19 protein-coding genes and 1 tRNA gene are annotated in these 18066 nt (G+C 71.5%); 13 read left to right on the top strand and 7 right to left on the bottom strand.

Annotated elements, in window-relative coordinates:
• Window positions 1-43 precede the first annotated feature (43 nt).
• On the bottom strand, window positions 44-1087 hold the full coding sequence (locus BR85_RS10310; RefSeq protein ID WP_028496193.1) for a LacI family DNA-binding transcriptional regulator: 1044 nt from the start codon (window positions 1085-1087) through the stop codon (window positions 44-46).
• 58 nt (window positions 1088-1145) lie between these two features.
• On the opposite strand from BR85_RS10310, the gene BR85_RS10305 reads away from it, so the two are divergent.
• A complete protein-coding gene (locus BR85_RS10305; protein WP_028496194.1) occupies window positions 1146-2378 on the top strand; it encodes an MFS transporter in 1233 nt (410 codons plus the stop codon).
• A gap of 15 nt (window positions 2379-2393) precedes the next feature.
• On the opposite strand, the gene nucS is transcribed toward BR85_RS10305, so the two are convergent.
• Complete coding sequence (gene nucS, locus BR85_RS10300; protein WP_028496195.1) at window positions 2394-3083, bottom strand: endonuclease NucS; 690 nt, start codon at window positions 3081-3083, stop codon at window positions 2394-2396.
• Window positions 3084-3151: 68 nt separating this feature from the next.
• Here nucS and BR85_RS10295 point away from each other — a divergent pair, with 68 nt between their 5' ends.
• Window positions 3152-3832 (top strand): HAD hydrolase-like protein, encoded by a 681-nt coding sequence (locus BR85_RS10295; RefSeq protein ID WP_028496196.1) that lies wholly within the window; start codon window positions 3152-3154, stop codon window positions 3830-3832.
• Window positions 3829-5085, top strand: a complete 1257-nt coding sequence (locus BR85_RS10290) for a hypothetical protein (RefSeq protein WP_028496197.1) — start codon at window positions 3829-3831, stop codon at window positions 5083-5085. Before BR85_RS10295 ends, BR85_RS10290 begins: the two co-directional genes overlap by 4 nt.
• A 9-nt stretch (window positions 5086-5094) precedes the next feature.
• On the opposite strand, the gene BR85_RS10285 is transcribed toward BR85_RS10290, so the two are convergent.
• Window positions 5095-5301: a cold-shock protein gene (locus BR85_RS10285; RefSeq protein ID WP_028496198.1), complete on the bottom strand. Its 207-nt coding sequence runs from the start codon at window positions 5299-5301 to the stop codon at window positions 5095-5097.
• Between the two features lie 294 nt (window positions 5302-5595).
• On the opposite strand from BR85_RS10285, the gene BR85_RS10280 reads away from it, so the two are divergent.
• Window positions 5596-6234, top strand: a complete 639-nt coding sequence (locus tag BR85_RS10280; RefSeq protein ID WP_028496199.1) for a GntR family transcriptional regulator — start codon at window positions 5596-5598, stop codon at window positions 6232-6234.
• Window positions 6235-6353: 119 nt separating this feature from the next.
• Window positions 6354-6905, top strand: coding sequence for an AMIN-like domain-containing (lipo)protein (locus BR85_RS10275; RefSeq protein WP_028496200.1), 552 nt, complete (start codon window positions 6354-6356; stop codon window positions 6903-6905).
• 125 nt (window positions 6906-7030) lie between these two features.
• Here the strand turns inward: BR85_RS10275 and BR85_RS10270 are convergent.
• Window positions 7031-7114: transfer RNA gene (locus tag BR85_RS10270), tRNA-Leu, on the bottom strand.
• A gap of 145 nt (window positions 7115-7259) precedes the next feature.
• Here BR85_RS10270 and BR85_RS10265 point away from each other — a divergent pair.
• The 7 genes from BR85_RS10265 to pknB all read left to right on the top strand — a co-directional run bounded on the left by BR85_RS10265 (window position 7260) and on the right by pknB (window position 16094).
• Entirely contained in the window at window positions 7260-7985 is a 726-nt protein-coding gene (locus tag BR85_RS10265) for an FhaA domain-containing protein (RefSeq protein ID WP_028496201.1), read from the top strand.
• Entirely contained in the window at window positions 7982-8512 is a 531-nt protein-coding gene (locus BR85_RS10260; RefSeq protein ID WP_028496202.1) for an FHA domain-containing protein FhaB/FipA, read from the top strand. Before BR85_RS10265 ends, BR85_RS10260 begins: the two co-directional genes overlap by 4 nt.
• Window positions 8513-8524: 12 nt before the next feature.
• Entirely contained in the window at window positions 8525-9766 is a 1242-nt protein-coding gene (locus BR85_RS10255; protein ID WP_028496203.1) for a PP2C family protein-serine/threonine phosphatase, read from the top strand.
• Window positions 9763-11142, top strand: coding sequence for an FtsW/RodA/SpoVE family cell cycle protein (locus BR85_RS10250; RefSeq protein WP_028496204.1), 1380 nt, complete (start codon window positions 9763-9765; stop codon window positions 11140-11142). Before BR85_RS10255 ends, BR85_RS10250 begins: the two co-directional genes overlap by 4 nt.
• 1 nt (window position 11143) lies before the next feature.
• Window positions 11144-12601: a peptidoglycan D,D-transpeptidase FtsI family protein gene (locus BR85_RS10245; RefSeq protein ID WP_028496205.1), complete on the top strand. Its 1458-nt coding sequence runs from the start codon at window positions 11144-11146 to the stop codon at window positions 12599-12601.
• On the top strand, window positions 12598-14331 hold the full coding sequence (locus tag BR85_RS10240) for a serine/threonine-protein kinase (protein WP_028496206.1): 1734 nt from the start codon (window positions 12598-12600) through the stop codon (window positions 14329-14331). Before BR85_RS10245 ends, BR85_RS10240 begins: the two co-directional genes overlap by 4 nt.
• Window positions 14332-14393: 62 nt before the next feature.
• A complete protein-coding gene (gene pknB, locus BR85_RS10235; RefSeq protein ID WP_028496207.1) occupies window positions 14394-16094 on the top strand; it encodes a Stk1 family PASTA domain-containing Ser/Thr kinase in 1701 nt (566 codons plus the stop codon).
• Window positions 16095-16112: 18 nt separating this feature from the next.
• Here pknB and BR85_RS10230 read toward each other — a convergent pair whose 3' ends face one another.
• Genes BR85_RS10230 through BR85_RS10220 form a run of 3 tightly spaced genes read right to left on the bottom strand, consistent with a single transcriptional unit; the run spans window position 16113 to window position 17691 of the window.
• The gene (locus BR85_RS10230; protein WP_028496208.1) at window positions 16113-16754 is read right to left on the bottom strand and encodes an anthranilate synthase component II; all 642 of its coding nucleotides are present in this window, start codon (window positions 16752-16754) and stop codon (window positions 16113-16115) included.
• Window positions 16754-16912, bottom strand: coding sequence for a hypothetical protein (locus BR85_RS15535; protein WP_036272641.1), 159 nt, complete (start codon window positions 16910-16912; stop codon window positions 16754-16756). The genes BR85_RS10230 and BR85_RS15535 overlap by 1 nt, the downstream gene beginning before the upstream one ends.
• The gene (locus BR85_RS10220) at window positions 16912-17691 is read right to left on the bottom strand and encodes a class E sortase (protein ID WP_028496209.1); all 780 of its coding nucleotides are present in this window, start codon (window positions 17689-17691) and stop codon (window positions 16912-16914) included. Before BR85_RS10220 ends, BR85_RS15535 begins: the two co-directional genes overlap by 1 nt.
• Before the next feature lie 73 nt (window positions 17692-17764).
• Between BR85_RS10220 and BR85_RS10215 the strand changes: the two genes are divergently transcribed.
• On the top strand, window positions 17765-18004 hold the full coding sequence (locus BR85_RS10215) for a cell division protein CrgA (protein ID WP_028496210.1): 240 nt from the start codon (window positions 17765-17767) through the stop codon (window positions 18002-18004).
• Window positions 18005-18066 lie beyond the last annotated feature (62 nt).

Here is an 18066-nt window from a genome sequence, read left to right as displayed (position 1 = left end):
GTCGTGGATCCCAGTCTACCGGCGCGAAGCGGCGATCCTCCGGTCAGGAGGGCACGGGACCGGTCGTACTGCCCTCGCGGAATGTGCAGGTCAGGAGGATCGACGCGGGCTCGCGATCCTCGAGCATGGCGGCGATGGCGGCGCCCGCCGCGCGGCCTTTTTCCGCCGCCGCCTGCACGAGAGTCGTCAGCTCGTACGGGGCGAGGCCGTCGACCTGCACCCCGTCGAAGCCCGTGATGCTGACATCGGCCGGCACCCGGAGCCCGGCCTCCTCCGCGGCGCGGACGACGCCGGCGGCGAGCAGGTCGCTCTGCGCGATGACGGCCGTCGGCCGGTTCGCCGGGTCGGCGAAGAGCACGCGGCCGGCGGCGAGCCCCTCGTCGATGAAGCTTCCGGCCGCGGCGTAGGCGACGGCATCCGGGAAGACGTCGCGCGCCCCCGCGAGCCGCTCCCGCGTCACGTCGATCGCGATCTCCGCGTCCGCCGGCACCCAGCCGCGGCGGCGGCCGGCATCCAGCGGGAGGGTGAGGATCGCGACCGAGCGGTGCCCCAGACGGCGGAGGTGATCGGCGGCCTGGCGCTGGGCCTCGCGGTTGTCCAGCAGGATGCGGGGGACGCCGTCGCCCGCATCTCCCTCGACCACGACGACCGGCAGGCCCCGCGCGCGGACGAGTTCGAGCGAGTCGCGGAGCAGTCCGCTGCAGCCGATCAGCACGGCGGCGTCGATGGGCGCCGTGGAGAGGGTGGGCGCGTTCTCGGTGAGCGCTTCGTCGCGCAGGAGCAGCAGGCCGGCGCCGAGGGGCGCGACGGCGTCGGCGAGGCCGTCCATCATGAGGGTCTTCACCGGATCCAGGAACGCCGCCCCCAGGTGCTCCTCGAAGACGACGCCGACGATGCCGCTGCGGCCGCGGCGGAGTGACGCGGCGAGCGGGTCCGGACCGGCGTATCCGAGCGAGGCCGCGGCCGCGCGCACGCGCTCGCGCGTGGCATCCGACACCGGCGTCTTGCCGCTGAAGACGACGGACGCCGTCGACGGCGAGACGCCGGCCGTGCGGGCGACGTCGGCGATCGTGGGACGGCGGGTCATGTCTTGATGGTAACCCGCGCCGCTTCCAGAGGTCGAATCGATTCGGTACGCTGTCCCGATGGACTCCGCCCTGACCTCGTCGCAGCTCCTGCGCTGGCGCCTCGCCATCTTCGCCATCTTCACCGCGAGCGGTTTGAGCATCGCCACCTGGGCGTCGCGCGTGCCGTCCATCAAGGCCGACCTCGGCATCGAGAACAGCGACATCGGGCTGCTCCTGCTCGGCATGGGCATCGCCTCGATCCTCGGCCTGTCCGCCGCGTCCGTCGTGATCGCGCGCTTCGGGACGCGTCGCGGGATGCTCGGCGCCATGCTCGTGTTCGCCGTCGGGGTCGCCCTCATCGGCATCGGGACCAACCTCGCGCCGTCGGTCGTGATCGTCGTGATCGGCCTCTGTCTCTTCGGCTTCGGCAACGGCGCGGTCGACGTCATGATGAACGTGGACGGCGCGGCGATCGAGATCCAGGTCGGGAAGACGATCCTGCCGCTCTTCCACGCGTTCTTCAGCTTCGGCACCGTGATCGGCGCGGGGTTCGGTGCCCTCGCCGCCGGCATCCGGCTGGACGTCTTCACGCACACGATGATCGTCGCGATCGCCATCGTGATCGTCGCCGTCGCGGCCTTCGCCAACGTGCCGCCCCGTGAAGCGGCCGGCGACCCCGCATCCGGCGACGCCGAGAAGCCGGCGCTGCGCGCGCGCATCGCCCTCGCGCTGTCGGCGTGGCGCGAGCCGCGCACCTACGCCCTGGGCGTCGTCATGCTGGGCATGGCCTTCGCCGAAGGCGGGGCGAACGACTGGCTCGCGCTGGGCGTGAGCGAGGACCACGGCGGCGGTGCGGCCCTCGGCGCCGCGGCCCTCACCGTGTTCTCCGTCGCGATGACCGTCGTCCGCGTGCTCGGCGGCCCGCTCGTGGACCGGTTCGGCCGCGTCGCGGTACTCCGCGTCCTCGCCGTGGCCGCGGGGGCGGGCATCCTGCTGTTCATCCTCGCGCCGAACCTGCCGCTCGTCTTCGTCGGGGCGGCGCTGTGGGGCGTGGGCGCGTCCCTGGGCTTCCCCCTCGGGATGTCGGCGGCCGCCGACGACCCCGCGAAGGCGGCGTCCCGCGTGAGCGCGGCCGCGACGATCGGCTACGTCGCGTTCCTCTGCGGTCCGCCCGTCCTCGGCTTCATCAGCGACCACATCGGCCTGCTGAACACCCTCTTCATCCTCGTGGCGCTCGTCCTCGCCTCCGGCTTCGCGTCGGGTGCGGCGCGGCCGATCGCCGGCTCGAAGGTCGGCGCCGGGCACCACTGACCCGCCCGACGAGCGTCAGAACAGGCGCGGCGCCCCCGAGTCGATGCCCTTCATCTCGTCGTAGTCGAGCGTGACGCAGCGGATGCCGCGGTCGGCAGCGAGGACCTTCGCCTGCGGCTTGATCTCCTGCGCCGCGAAGACGCCGCTGACCGGCGCCAGGTGGGGGTCGCGGCCGAGCAGCTCGAGGTAGCGGGTGAGCTGCTCGACGCCGTCGATGTCGCCGCGCCGCTTGACCTCGACGGCGATCGTGCCGCCCGCGGGATCGCGCAGCAGCAGGTCGACGGGGCCGATCGCCGTCGGGAACTCCCGGCGGACGAGGGTCAGGCCCGCACCGATCACCTCGACCTGCTCGGCGAGCAGGCGCTGCAGGTCTGCCTCGACACCGTCCTTCACCAGGCCCGGGTCCACGCCCAGCTCGTGTGAGGAGTCGTGCAGCACCTCGTAGAGACGCACGGTCAGGGAGTCGCCCGTCTTCGTGTGGGTGACACGCCACTTCTCCACGACGTCCACGTCCTCCTCGTCGGGGGTCACGACCGAGAGCGTGCAGGGCGGGCTCATCCAGTTCAGCGGCTTGTACGAGCCGCCGTCGGAGTGGACGAGGAGGCTTCCGTCGCCCTTGTGGACGAGGAGGCGCGTAGCCAGCGGAAGGTGCGCGTTGAGGCGACCCGTGTAGTCGACGGAGCAGCGGGCAATAACGAGACGCACGGCGTCGAGCCTACCCGCCGTGCGGATCCGGCCCGGCGGCCCCCGACGGGGTTTGTAGGGTGGTCACCATGACGAGCCGATCACCGTGGAGCTGCATCCTGTGGGACGTCGACGGGACGCTCGTCGACGCCTCGGAGGGGATCCTCCGCCGGCTCACGCTGTGCCTCGCGGACTTCGGGCTGCCGGCGCCTACCCGCGCCGAGCTCGTGCACTGGATCGGGCCGCCCATGCACGAGTCGTTCCAGGCGAACGCGGGGATGACGCCGGAGCGGGCCGCGGAGGCCGTCGCGCACTACCGCGTGATCGGCAAGGCCGACGGGTACACGACGGGCGCGAAGCTGTATCCCGGGATGGGCGAGCTCATCGCGGAGCTCGCGGCGGCCGGCATCCCGCAGGCGACCGCGAGCTCGAAGCCCGAGGTGCAGGTCTCTGCGCTGATGGACCACTTCGAGCTGGCCGAGCACCTGCAGGCGATCGTGGGCGCGACGCCGGACGAGAAGACGCTGGCCTCCAAGGCCGACATCGTCGGCGAGGCGCTGCGCCAGCTCGCCGCGGCCGGCTGCGATACGAGCCGGCCGGTCCTCATCGGCGATCGCCACCACGACGTCGAGGGCGGCGCAGAGCACGGGGTGCCGGTCATCTTCGTGCGCTGGGGCTTCAGCTGGCCGCATGAGTCCGAGGGCGCGCAGGCCGTCGTCGACACCGCCGCACAGCTGCGGGCGCTGCTGCTCATCGAGGACGAGACGTGAACGGGGCCCCGGAGTCGTTCTGGCAGTGGGCCGTGCCCGCGCTGATCGTCTTCGGGGCCGCCGCGGCGCTCGCGGGCGCGGCGATCTGGGCGCTGCGGCGTGCGCGCCGCTCCCCGCGCGCCCGCGCCGCAGCCGAGCGGGAGCGGATCGAGGCCGGGTCCGCCCTCGTCCGGCTGGACGACGCGGTCGCCGAGCTGGACATCGAGGTGGAGCTGTCCGGGGCGCTCTACGACGGCACCGCCCCCGCAACGCTGCGGCGGGCGCGGATGACGGCGCAGCACGCGCGCGACGAGGCGTTCGCGGAGTTCCAGGAGCTCGGCCCCGACACCCACCCCGATGAGGTGACGCGGGTGAGCCGGCGCATCCGCACGCGGACCGACGCCGCGACCGCCGCCATCGCGCACGCCCGCACGGAGCACGCGGACTGGATGACGGCCAACGTCACCGCGGCCGCGCAGGTGCAGGCCGCGCAGGAGCGCTGGGCGGCCCTCCGCGATCAGATCGGCGATCCGCAGCCCCTGCTGGATGACCTGGCGGCCCGGTTCGACGCGGCCGAGTGGGCCGACGCCGCGCGGGCGGCCACGGACGCGCGCGCAGGGCTCGCCGAGGCGGAGCGGCTGCTGCGGGATGCCGCCGAGCGCGCGGCTGATCCGACGCGCAGCGCGCTGGCGTCGCTCACGCGCGCCGAGCGGATGCTGCGCCGCACGCAGACCGCCGCGCGGACTCTCGAGGAGAATCACCGCGTCGTGGTGGATGCCGCGGAAGCCGTGGCGGGCGAGCTGGAGGCGGCCCGCGCGGCGCTGCGTCAGGCGACGACGGTGCGCGACGGTCTCGAACCCGCCGACGCGGCGCGGCTCGGCGGGCAGATGCGGGAGATCGAGGTGGCGCTGACGGCCGCGGAGGAGCACGCGCTCCGCCGTCCCACGGCGACCGTGGCCGCCGTGGCGCGCCTCCGGGACCGGCTCGACCTCGCGCTCGGCGATGCGCGCACGGCGCAGCAGCGGCTGCGGGGTGCGCGGACGGCGCTGCCCGGGGCCCTGGCCGCGGCACGGCAGGCGATCGCCCACGCGGCTCCGGCGGTCGCGCAGGCCGGGGCCGACGCACGGGTGCGGCTCGCGGCTGCGGAGCAGGACCTGGCGCGGGCGCGCGGCGCCGACGATCCGGTGGCGGCCCTGGATGCGGCGCGTCGGGCGCTGCGGGACGCCGAGGACGCGTCAGCCCTCGCGGACTACGACCGTCTCACGAGGGGCTGACGCCGTCGATCACAGCGGGCGGATGTTCTCCGCCTGCAGGCCCTTGGGGCCCTGTGCGATCTCGAACTCGACGCGCTGGTTCTCCTCGAGCGAGCGGTAGCCGCCCGACTGGATGGCGGAGTAGTGGGCGAACACGTCAGCGCCGCCCTCATCGGGTGCGATGAACCCGAAGCCCTTCTCCGAGTTGAACCACTTGACGGTACCGCTGGTGCTCATGAAACTGCCTTTACCTCCGCATGGGTCCGGCGCGTCCGCGCCGGGTGATCCCACGGTAACGGCCGTATGCCGGTGCAGGGAAGCACGTCTGCGATGGTTACGCAGATGTTGCACGCCGGCTCCCATTCGACGCCCGGGCGCCACGGCAGATGCAACGCTCGCCCGGGCGTCGACGGATCCCCCCGGATATGTCACGACGAGCGTGACGCTGGTCACTCTACTGATATATCGATTCCCTGGCGAGTGGGAGGATCATGAGAATCCGCCCCACGTCGGCCCTACACTGGAGCGGCCATGCGCACGAGACTCCCTCCCATCGACCTCACGAGCGGCACCATCCTCAGCGACGAGGTGTACGCGCGCATCGGCGACGCCATTCTGGACGGCCGCCTGGCCCCGGGCGAGCGACTGCGCGACGTCGACCTGGCCGCCGACCTGGGCGTCTCCCGCACGCCCGTACGGGAGGCCCTCCAGCGCCTCGAGCGCTTCGGCCTCGTCGAGATCGCGGTCGGGCGCTACACGCGCGTCGCGGAGCACGACGACCACACACGCGGCGCCATGGGCGCCTTCACGGTCTACATGCTCGGCAACATCATGCATCTCGCCCTCACACGCTGCACCGACGACGAGCTCGCGGGCCTCGTCGCGGCGGCGGATGCGGTCATCCGCTCGGTCGAGCACGACGGGCTCCAGCTGTTCGACGCGAACGCCGCTCTCTTCGAGAAGGTCACCGTGGCGGCGGCCAACCGGGTGTTCGAGGGCTTCGTCCGCGAGGCGTCGGTGACGATCCGGCACAGTCTGCGCGGATGGACGCCGTTCCTCCCCGCCGTGGAAGACCGCACCGAGGCCTACACGCGGCTGCGCGACTGCATCGCAGCGCGGGACGCCGCCGGCGCGGAGGAGACGCTCCGCCGCCTGCACAAGCTGATCTGAACCCGCGACCGTGCGGGTGGAAATGACACCGATTCCGTGACCTTGCCGGCCTGATGCCGGCGCAGACGCGCGCGTACGATGTGCGGTGGGTGGCCTGAATCCTCGAGGAGTGGGTCGCGATGAAGCGTTCCTTTGCACCATCGATGAGCATCCTGCTCGGCGCCGGCTTCCTGGTGTCTGCCGGCCCCGCGGCAACCGCCGCGCCGTACTGCGGCATCACGTGGGGATCGCTCGCGGAGTCCCATCTGATCGGCACGATGGATGCCTCACTGACCGGCGTGCGCGCCGGACGCCACGCATGCTTCGACAGGCTCGTCATCGACGTGCGGGGCGACATCCACGGATACGACGTCCGCTATGTCACCGAGGTGCGTACCGATGCCTCCGGCGTCCCGGTGCCGGTGCGCGGCGCGGCAGACCTGCAGATCGTCGCCTTCGCGCCCGACCACGACGTCGACACCGGAGGGCTCACGTACCGCCCGGCCGACAAGCGGGAGCTCGTCGACGTCGCAGGCTACTCGACCTTCCGCCAGGCGGCGTGGGCGGGAAGCAACGAAGGGCAGAGCACGATCGCGCTGGGGGTGCGTGCACGCCTTCCGTTCCGGACGTTCATCCTCGATGGCCCGGGCACCGGCAGTCGGCTGGTCGTCGACGTGGCCCACCGCTGGTGAGGTGCCGGTCCGGCCGGTCGCTTCACCGCCACCCCGGAGCGCCCGGCCGCCCGACATCCTCACCAGTCCGGAAAGCGAAGAACCCGGCCGGAGCACATTGCTCTGACCGGGTCCTTCGTGCGCTGTGCGCGAGGGGGGAGTTGAACCCCCACGCCCTTTCGGGCACTGGCACCTGAAGCCAGCGCGTCTGCCTATTCCGCCACTCGCGCGAATCCGGTAGCACCGGAATCAACTTCCCGAGGATATCACGCGGCACGGCGACGGCAGAATCGCACCCGCCGGGGCCCGGGTCCCGGCGACGCACAGGGTCAGCAATTAGCATGTACCCACCGGCCGGCATGCCAGAGGAGCCCCGTGGGACTACTTGACAGCTTCGAGAAGGGACTCGAGCGCGCGCTCAACAGCGCCTTCGCGAAGACCTTCCGCAGCGGCGTGCAACCCGTCGAGGTCGCCGCCGCTCTCCGCAGCGAGCTCGACGCGAAGGCCGCGGTCGTCAGCCGCGACCGCATCCTCGCGCCCAACACCTTCGAGGTGCGCATGGCGCCCGCCGACGAGGAGCGCATGCGCTCACTCGGGTCCACGCTGGACGATGAGCTGCACCGGCTCGTCGACGCGCACGCCAAGGCGCAGGGCTTCAGCTTCGCGGGGCCCGTCACCATCGACATCCGCGCGGACGATCAGCTCGCCACCGGCACGCTGCGCGTCCGGTCGCGCACCGCCGCAGGTGAGGTCGCCTGGCGCGGCGTCGTGGAGATCGCCGGGAAACGGCATCCGCTCGTGAAGAGCCGGACGGTGATCGGGCGCGGCAGCGATGCCGACATCACGATCCCGGATGCCGGCACGAGCCGCCGCCACGTCGAGATCCTGTGGGACGGCGAGCGCGCCATGGTCCGCGACATGAAGTCCACGAACGGCACGACCCTCGACGGGCGTCCCGTCACCGAGGCGCCGCTCGCGCCGGACTCCGTCGTCCGGATCGGGCATACCGACATCGTGTTCCGCGTCGTCGCCCAGGCGACGCCGCCGCGGCCGCCCGCACCCGACGCGACGCGCGCCTTCGGCTACGGAGGGACCCCGTGAGCGAACTGACCCTCCTGCTGCTGCAGGTGGGCTTCCTCGTCCTGCTGTGGTTCTTCGTCTTCGCCGTCGTCTACTCGCTGCGCGCCGACCTCTTCGGCGTGAAGGTGCGGAAGATGCCCGAGCCCGGCCCCGCCCCCGTGCCGGCCGCCGCGGCCGGTGCCGCGACGGCGCCCGTCGCCCCGGTCGCCCCGCCCCGCCCGCCGCGCACGTCCGGCCCGGTCCCCGCGACCCGCGACGCGGTGTCCCGCATCGTCATCACGAGCGGCCCGAAGGCCGGGCTCGAGCTGCCACTCGGGGGTGAGCCCCTCACGATCGGCCGCTCCAGCGAATCGGGTCTCGTCATCCGAGACGACTACACCTCCAGCCACCACGCGCGCCTGCTGCTGTGGGGCGACAAGTGGATGATCCAGGACCTCGACAGCACGAACGGCACCTGGCACGACGGCGCGCGCGTCACGACACCCGTCCCGATCGTCGTGGGCGCCCCCATCAAGGTCGGCGCGACGACGTTCGAACTGCGGAAGTAGCGGCCGCCCACCATGGTCTTCGAGGGCTCGAGCGCCGCCATCTCCCACACAGGGAAGGTGCGCTCCAACAACCAGGATTCGGGCTACTGCGGCGCGAACCTGTTCATCGTCGCGGACGGCATGGGCGGGCACGCCGGCGGCGACGTGGCCTCGAGCATCGCCATCCATCGCCTGAAGGACCTTGAGAACGGCTACATCGACACCGCCGACGCGGAGCGCGATCTCCGCGACGCGATCGCCGAGACGGCCGGGCAGCTCATCGAGACGGTCGCCGAGCGCCCCGAGCTCGCGGGTATGGGCACGACCGTCAGCGCCCTCATGATGGTCGAGGACCACGCGGTCATCGCGCACATCGGCGACTCGCGCATCTACCTCTTCCGCGACGGCGCGCTCACGCAGATCACGACGGACCACACGTTCGTGCAGCGGCTGGTCGACTCCGGGCGCATCACACCGGAGGAGGCGCGCTACCACCCGCGCCGCTCCGTGCTCATGCGGGTCCTCGGCGACATGGACCCCGACCCCGAGGTCGACACCTTCATCATGCCGACGCAACCGGGCGACCGGTGGCTGCTGTGCTCCGACGGCCTCTGCGGCGTCGTGGACGACGCGCACACCTCGAAGACCCTCGACCAGGGCTTCGCCCCCGGCCGCACCGCCGACCTGCTCCTCAAGCAGGCGCTCGACGCGGGGGCCCCCGACAACGTCACGATCGTCATCGTCGACGTCGGCGGACAGCATCCCCTCGTCAGCGGAACCCCGACGATCGTGGGCTCCGCGTCGAACCCGCAGGGAATCGAGATCCCCGCGGCGCGCTCCGGGCGGACGGGCGGCGGGTGGTTCCACCCGGGCCGCGTCGCGGCCAACGAGCCCACCCACTACGAGCCGTCGTCGGAGTTCCTCGAGGAGCTCATCGAGGAGGACTGGCGCCGCGCCCGCCGCCGCCGCGTGTGGTGGATCGTCGGTCTCGTCGTGATCCTCGCCGCCTTCGCCGTGGCCCTGTTCGGCGCGTACTCCTGGACGCAGACGCGTTACTTCATCGGCGCCGACGAGGACACGGTCGTGATCTACCGCGGGATACAGCAGGACATCGGTCCCCTGAGCCTGTCCTCCGTGCACGACGACACCGGCATCCTGCTCGCCGACCTGCCCGCGTACCAGCGCAACGAGGTCGAGCAGACCATCTCGGCCCGCTCGCTGGCCGACGCCGTCGCGATCGTCGACAACCTCCGCCCCGTGACGGAGGTGCCATGACCGACACGCAGCTCTCGACCGACACGACGGTCATGAAGGCGCTCCGCCGCCTCCGGATGCCGCAGACGCAGCGCAACCGCGAGCTCGGACTGCTGCTGTTCGCCTTCCTCATCAACGGCGCCGCCGTCGCGCTCGTGCAGCTCGGCGCCCTCGGCGCGATCGACTGGACCTTCCTGTACTACTGCGGCGGCCTCACGGTCCTCGTGCTGGCCCTGCACGTCGTGCTCCGCTTCACGGCCCGCTCCGCGGACCCGTTCGTCGTCCCGATCGCGACGGTGCTCTCCGGCCTCGGTCTCGCGATGATCTACCGCATCGACATCGAGGACGAGCTGACCGGCTGGGAGGCGCTGTCGACCCGCCAGCTCGTCTGGGCGGCCATCGCCATCGCGGGAGCCATCGCCGTCGTGGTGTTCCTGAAGAACTACCGCGTGCTCTTCCGCTACACGTACCTCTTCGGCCTCACCGGCATCCTGCTGCTCCTCCTGCCGTTCGTGCCGGGTCTCGGCACGGATGCCGGCGCCGACGTCTGGGTCTCGATCGGCGGGATCTTCTCGTTCCAGCCGGGCGAGCTCGCCAAGATCGCGCTCGGCATCTTCTTCGCCGGCTACCTCGTGCGCACGCGCGAAGCGCTCACCTCCGTCGGCACCCGGTTCCTCGGGATGACCTGGCCGCGCGCGCGGGAGCTCGGCCCGCTCCTGATCATGTGGCTGGCGTCGATGGCAATCATCGTGCTGCAGCGCGACCTCGGCACGGGGCTGCTGATGTTCGGCATGTTCATCGCGATGATCTACGCCGCGACCGGGAAGACCAGCTGGGTCGTCCTCGGCGTCACCCTCGCCGTCACCGGTGCGCTCGCGGCATCCCAGGTGCTGCCCTACGTCGGCGCGCGCTTCACGAACTGGCTCGACGCGTTCAACCCCGAGCTCATGGACAACTCGAGCATGCAGCTCGTCAGCGGCATCTTCGGACTCGCGCACGGCGGGCTCCTCGGCACGGGCCTCGGTCAGGGCCGCCCGGGCCTGACGCCCCTCGCGCACAGCGACTACATCTTCCCGAGCCTCGGGGAGGAGCTCGGCCTCATCGGCGCCTTCGCGATCCTGTGCCTCTACATGGTGTTCACGAGCCGCGGCATCCGCATCGGCATCGCCGGTCAGGACGACTTCGGCAAGCTCCTCGCGACCGGACTGTCCTTCACGATCGCGCTGCAGGTGTTCATCATGGTCGGCGGCGTCACGCGCCTCATCCCGCTGACCGGCCTCACGACGCCGTTCCTCGCCGCCGGCGGTTCGTCCCTCGTCGCGAACTGGCTCATCGTCGCCCTGCTGCTGCGGGTGTCGGATGCCGTCCGCTCCCGGCCCCGGGTGGTGATCGGCTGACATGACCAAGGAACTGCGCCGCCTCAGCATCGTCATGCTCGTGATGTTCCTCGCCCTGTTCGGGTCCACGACCTTCATCCAGGTCCTCGGCGCCGGCGACCTCACCGCCAACCCGCAGAACCGCAGGGCCCTGTACGACTCGTACGAGGTGCAGCGCGGATCGATCATCGCCGGCGGGAGCGTGATCGCCGAGTCCGTCCCGAGCGACGACGTGTTCAGCTGGATGCGGACGTACACCGACGCGGAGATGTGGGCACCGGTCACGGGGTACATCAACCCCGTGCTGGGTGATCGGACGGGCCTCGAGCAGGCGATGAACTCCGTCCTCGCGGGCACCGACGACTCGCAGTTCCTCGCGCGCATCGAGCGGATCATCACGGGTCAGGCCCCGCGCGGCTCGAACGTGATCGTGAGCCTGGACCCGGAGCTGCAGCGCGTCGCCTACGACGCCCTCGCCGGCTACGAGGGCGCCGTCGTCGCGATGGACCCGAGCACGGGGCGCATCCTCGCGATGGCCACGAGCCCCAGCTTCGACACCAACCGCCTCGCCACGCACGACACCCGGGCCGTGAGCGCGTCGTACGACGAGCTCGTCGCCGACGCGCGCAATCCGCTCTACAACCGGGCGATCGGGGGCAACCTCGAACCCCCGGGGTCGACGTTCAAGCTCGTCGTCGCCGCGGCCGCGCTGTCCTCGGGCCAGTACACGCCGGCGTCGACGTTCCCGAACCCGGCCACCTACACGCTGCCGGGCACCGACACCGCGATCAGCAACTTCGACCGCGGCACGTGCGGCGAGGGCGAGACCGTGACGCTCGCCGACGCGCTGCGGCTCAGCTGCAACATCCCGATGGCGCAGCTCGCGATCGCGCTGGGTGACGACGTCATCCGCGCGGAGGCGGAGAAGTTCGGCTTCAACTCGTCGTTCGAGATGCCGTTGGACTCCACGCCGTCGGTGTACCCGCCGGCGCTCGACGACCCGCAGACCGGGCTCAGCGGGTTCGGTCAGGGCGACGTCATCGCCACGCCCCTGCAGGTGGCCATGGTGGCGGCGGGGATCGCCAACGGCGGCGTCGTGATGAACCCGCGGATGGTGGACACCGTCGTCGCCCCCGATCTGACCATCCAGCAGACCTTCGACGACACGGAATTCCGCCGTGCGCTGACCGAGGAGATCGCCGCCCAGATGACCACCATGATGACCGCCAACGTCGCGAACGGTGCGGCGAGCGGTGCAAGAATAGACGGCGTCGACGTCGCCGGGAAGACCGGCACTGCGGAGCACGGCCCAGGCGATCCGTACACGCTCTGGTTCACGGGATTCGCTCCCGCGGAAGACCCCGAGATCGTCGTCGCCGTGATGGTCGAAAACGGTGGTGGGCTCGGTCAGAACGGCACGAGCAACGGGATCGCGGCCCCCATCGCGAAGAAAGTCATGGAGGCGGTGCTGAGCAGATGAGACCGACACAGGGTGTGAGCTTCGGCGGGCGCTACGAGCTGGACTCGCGGATCGCCGTCGGCGGCATGGGTGAGGTGTGGGAGGCCACGGACCACGTCATCGGCCGGACCGTCGCCATCAAGATCCTCAAGGACGAGTACATGGGCGACCCTGGCTTCCTCGAGCGCTTCCGCGCCGAGGCCCGCCACGCCGCCCTCGTCAACCATGAGGGCATCGCGAGCGTCTTCGACTACGGCGAGGAGAACGGCTCCGCCTTCCTCGTGATGGAGCTCGTCCCGGGCGAGGCCCTGTCGACGATCCTCGAGCGGGAAGGCCCGCTCTCCACCGACAAGACGCTCGACATCGTCGCGCAGACGGCCGCCGCCCTGCAGGCCGCGCACGCCGCCGGTCTCGTGCACCGCGACATCAAGCCCGGCAACCTGCTCATCACCCCCGACGGCCGCGTCAAGATCACCGACTTCGGCATCGCCCGGATCGCCGACCAGGTGCCGCTGACGGCGACCGGCCAGGTCATGGGGACGGTGCAGTACCTCTCCCCCGAGCAGGCCTCGGGCCATCCGGCATCCCCCGCCACCGACACGTACTCGCTGGGGATCGTCGCGTACGAGTCCCTGGCCGGCAAGCGCCCCTTCACGGGCGAGTCGCAGGTCGCGATCGCCATGGCGCAGATCAACGACGCCCCGCCGCCGCTGCCGCCGACGGTCTCCGAACCCGTGCAGAACCTCGTCATGAGCATGATCGCGAAGAAGCCCGAGGATCGGCCGGCGTCCTCCTCCGCCGTCGCGCGCGCGGCCTCGGCTCTCCGTCGCGGCGATGTCGCGGGCGCCGCCGCCATCGTGCCCGCGATCGCCGGCGCCGCGAGCGTCGACGAGGTCACCCGGTTGCTGACCGCAGGGGTCGCCACCGAGGACGCGACCCGCATCATGCCGACCACGGCCGTCATCCCCGAGGAGCAGCCGGTCGCGGAGAAGAAGAAGCGCAGCCCCTGGACCTGGCCGCTCGTCGCGCTCATCGCGCTGCTCGTGCTCGTCCTGGGCGGCACGCTGTTCGCCCTGTTCGGCCAGGGTGGCGCCCAGGAGACGCCGACGCCCAGCGACACCGCGACGCAGGCCGAGCCCACTCCCTCGGACACCCCTGTCGCGGAGCCCACGAGCATCGATCTGGCCTCGGTCGGCTTCCTCGGCAAGACGTGCGAGGAAGCGCTCGCCCTGGCGACCGAGAACGAGCTGACGAACGTGTCCTGCGGCATCGGCTCGCCCGCGCCGAGCGACGACCAGGTCGGCAAGGTCTACGAGATGAACCCGGTCGGCGGCAACGTCGACCTCGACGAGCGCATCACGCTCACCGCCTACGACGCGGCCACCGAGCTCACGACCCCCACGCCCGCCCGCATCCAGGTCGACGGCACGACGGCGGAGACGGTCGAGCAGGGCGCCGTCGTCCAGGTCGTGTGGGACGGGTACACGTGCCCGTCCGGCACGGGTTCGGTCGCGTCCTACGACCTGACGCTCATCAACGGCACCTTCTCCAACGGCGGCACGACCGGCTCGTTCCAGGGCGGTGACCGCCCCGTGGCGGTGACCGTCACGGGCGAGCCGACGCAGCTGCTCATCGTCTCGTACACGGTGAGCTGCGACGGCGCGCAGCGTCCGTCGGGGCCTGCGCCCGAGGCATCCTCGACGATCACGGCGCCGGCCCAGGAGAACCCGACCCCCGGCACCGAGGGCTGATCTCCCGGAGGCTCCCAGGCGCGGTCGGTTACGCTGGGTTGTTGTCCAGCCCAGGGAGTGAAGTGTCTGCAGAGCAGCGTGTGCTGTCCGGCCGCTACCGCATCGATGAGCTCATCGGGCGAGGCGGCATGGCGAGCGTCTACCGGGGCCAGGACCTCACCCTCGGGCGCGCGGTCGCGATCAAGATCCTCAAGCCCGAGCTCGCCGCCGACAGCGCCTTCCGCACCCGCTTCCGTCTCGAGGCGCAGGCCGCCTCGCGCATGGCCCATCCCGCGGTCGTCCGCGTCTTCGACGCCGGTGAAGACGTCGAGACGAGGCCGGACGGGTCGACGGAGCCGCTCCCGTACATCGTCATGGAGCTCGTCCGCGGGCGTCTCCTGAAGGACATGATCTCGGCGGGCGGTGTCACGGTCCCCGACGCGATCCGCTACACCGACGGCATCCTCGAGGCCCTCGAGTACTCGCACCGCGCCGGCGTCGTGCACCGCGACATCAAGCCGGGCAACGTCATGGTGACCCCGCAGGGCCAGGTCAAGGTCATGGACTTCGGTATCGCCCGCGCCGTGTCGGACTCCTCCTCCACCGTCGCGGAGACGACCGCCATCATCGGAACGGCCGCCTACTTCTCGCCCGAGCAGGCCAAGGGCGAGCCCGTCGACGGACGCGCCGACCTCTACTCGGCGGGCGTCGTGCTCTACGAGCTGCTCACCGGGCGGGCGCCGTTCCGCGGGGAGACGCCCGTCGCGGTGGCCTACCAGCACGTCAGCGAGGCTCCGCTGCCGCCGTCCGACGTCGTCGAGACGATCCCGCGCGCCCTGGATGCCATCGTGCTGCGCGCCCTCGCGAAGGACCCGTTCCAGCGCTTCCAGGACGCCGCGTCGTTCCGCGAGGCCCTGGATGCCGCCGTCGACGGCCGCTCCCCGAGCAAGCGCCACGTCGGTCAGCTCACGAGCGAGCTGTACGGCGCGAACCCGCGCCAGGCGGCCGAGACCGCGCGGTCGCTGCGCCAGCTCAGCACCGACACCACGATGCGACGGACGCAGGCCGGTCCGCCGGTGGCGTTCATCTGGTCGGGCGTCGCGGTGCTCGCCGTGCTCCTGATCTCGGTGCTCATCTGGGTCATGACGATCCGCCCCGGCACCCAGATGCCCGCGAACGCGCGGATCGTGCCGGACATCGTCGACATGTCGTGGGACCGCGCCGAGGAGATCCTCACCGAGGAAGACCTCGAAGCCGTCCGCCTCGAGGAGAGCAACGACACGATCGCCGAGGGCAACGTCATCCGCACCGACCCGAGCACGGGGACGTCGGTCGCGGTGGGCCAGAAGATCCGCGTGTACGTGTCGACCGGCCAGGACATGGCGGCCGTGCCGCCGCTGCAGGGTCTCACCCGCGCCGAGGCCACCGCCGCGCTCGAGGGCGCGCGTCTGCGGCTCGGCCCCGTCACGACGGCGAACGACCCCGATCTGCCCGCCGACACCGTCATGAGCGCCGGGTACGCCCAGGGCGAGGAGGTGCCCCTCGGTACGAGCGTGTCGCTGCAGGTCGCCAGCGGCCGGGTGACCCTCGTCAACCTGGAGGGCTACTCGCTCGAGGGCGCGGAGCGCGAGCTCGCCGGGATCGGCCTCACGGCCACGCGCATCGACAACCCGGATTGCGCCGGCGATCCCGCCGCGCCCGTCGTGACGGCGCAGTCGCTCGCCGCGGGGGACGTGCCGATCCACTCCGAGGTGGCCCTGACCGTCTGCACGGGCGCGCCCTGAGCGGGTCGGTCCGGGCCGTCAGACGATCGCGCGGTGCGGGTGCAGGTTCGCGCCCCGCGCCGCGGCGCCCGTGAACCCGATGCCCTCCAGCCACGTGCCCAGGAGCAGGTAGCCCCCTTCGGTGAGGACGCTCTCCGGGTGGAACTGCACCCCGGTGATCGGGAGGCTCTCGTGCGCGACGCCCATGACGACCCCGGATGCCGTCGTCGCCGTCACCCGCAGCGGGGCGCGGACGGTCGCCGGGTCGATCGCGAGCGAGTGGTAGCGCGTCGCCGGGAACGGGCGGGGCAGGCCTGCGAACACGCCGGTGCCGTCGTGGTGCACGGCAGAGGTCATGCCGTGCACGGGTTCCGGCGCGTGCACGACTCTCGCGCCGAACGCCTCCCCGATCGCCTGGTGCCCCAGGCAGACGCCGAGCAGGGGGATGCCGGTGCGCGCCGCCTCGTGCACCACCGCGACCGACGCGCCGGCGTCGGCCGGCGCTCCGGGACCGGGCGAGATGACGACCCCGGCCCGGCCGGCGAGCGTTCCGGCGACGTCGGTCACGGCATCCGCTTCGATAACGTCGCACGCGGCACCCAGTTCCGCGAGGTAGCCGACGAGGGTGTGGACGAAGCTGTCGTGATTGTCCACGACCAGGACGCGCGAAGCGTCCGTCATCAGCCGCCGATCGTGGAGTCGGTGGGGGTCAGGAACTGCGACACCCACGGGAAGACGTGGAAGAACAGGCCGTACAGGACCGCCGCCACGGCGAGGGTCAGCAGGATGATCCGCAGCCAGGCCGGGCCCGGCAGCGCACGCCACAGTGCCGCGTACATCAGGCGGCCACCCCCTCGGTCAGGGACGCCGGCGGACCGTCGGCGACCGGCGTGAACTCCTCGAACACGGCGTACGCGATGATGCGCTCGAGCATGTTGAGCTTGGGTGCGCAGCTGGTGAGCGTGAGGTAGCGCTCGTCGGCCGCGACAGAGGGCTGCTGGGGAACGGGCGAGAGCACCTCGACCTCCGTGTCCTGCACGTACTCGAGGGTCCGGAAGCGGTAGGTGTACCAGCCGTCCTGGGTCTGGATGACGATGGCGTCGCCCACGACGAGGCGGTCGATGGGGTCGAACGGCGCGCCGGAGGTCCACCGGTGCGCCGCGTACACGGTGTTACCGACCTCGCCCGGCATCGCGGTGTCGGGGTAGTGCCCGATCTCCCCGCGGTCGAGGATGTCGGAGCGCGTGACGCCGCCGGCGATCGTGAACTGCCAGTCCGCGCCGAACCGCGGCACGAACATGACGCCGAACTGCTCGCCGTGCTCAGGCTGGGCCCGGACGGGGATGATGGTCTCCGCAGGGGCACTGGGAGCGGCCTCGGGCGCGGTCTCCTCCGGCGCGGTCGTCGGGCTGGGTGCCGGCTCGCTCTGCCACTTCTCGACGAGCGCCGAGGCCTCGGCGTGCTTCTGGTTGCCGATGATGAGATCGCCGATCCACATCTGGTAGGACACGTACAGCAGGACGACGACGCCGAGGGTGATGAGCACCTCGCCCAGGATGCTGAGGACCGAGGTCCGGGGGCGGGCCCGCCGGCTTCGTCTCGTCGTCTCGTCACCCACAGGCCGATTGTACTCAGGGCGGCCTGTGGCGCGGCTGGGTCGGCGGCGCCCCGCGCCCGGTAGAATCACACGCATGGCACGTTCAGGCAAGGACGACGAACCGCTGGTCGAGCACACCGAGGGTGGCGCTGCTCCGAACCCGGTGTGGTTCAAGCCCATCATGCTGGGCCTCATGCTGCTGGGTCTCGCCTGGGTGCTGGTGTTCTACCTCAGCTCGATGGCCTTCCCCATCCCGGGCATCGGCCCGTGGAACCTCGTCATCGGCTTCGGCATCGCGTTCGTCGGCTTCCTCATGACGACACGCTGGCGCTGACGAGCACCGACTTCCCACACATCCACTCACAGGCTGTGAATTACACCGGTGTGATTCATCCC

The sequence above is a fragment of the Microbacterium sp. UNCCL10 genome, assembly GCF_000746195.1.
In the GTDB taxonomy this organism is placed as follows: domain Bacteria; phylum Actinomycetota; class Actinomycetes; order Actinomycetales; family Microbacteriaceae; genus Microbacterium; species Microbacterium saccharophilum.
This window is presented reverse-complemented; position numbering and strand designations above follow the sequence as displayed.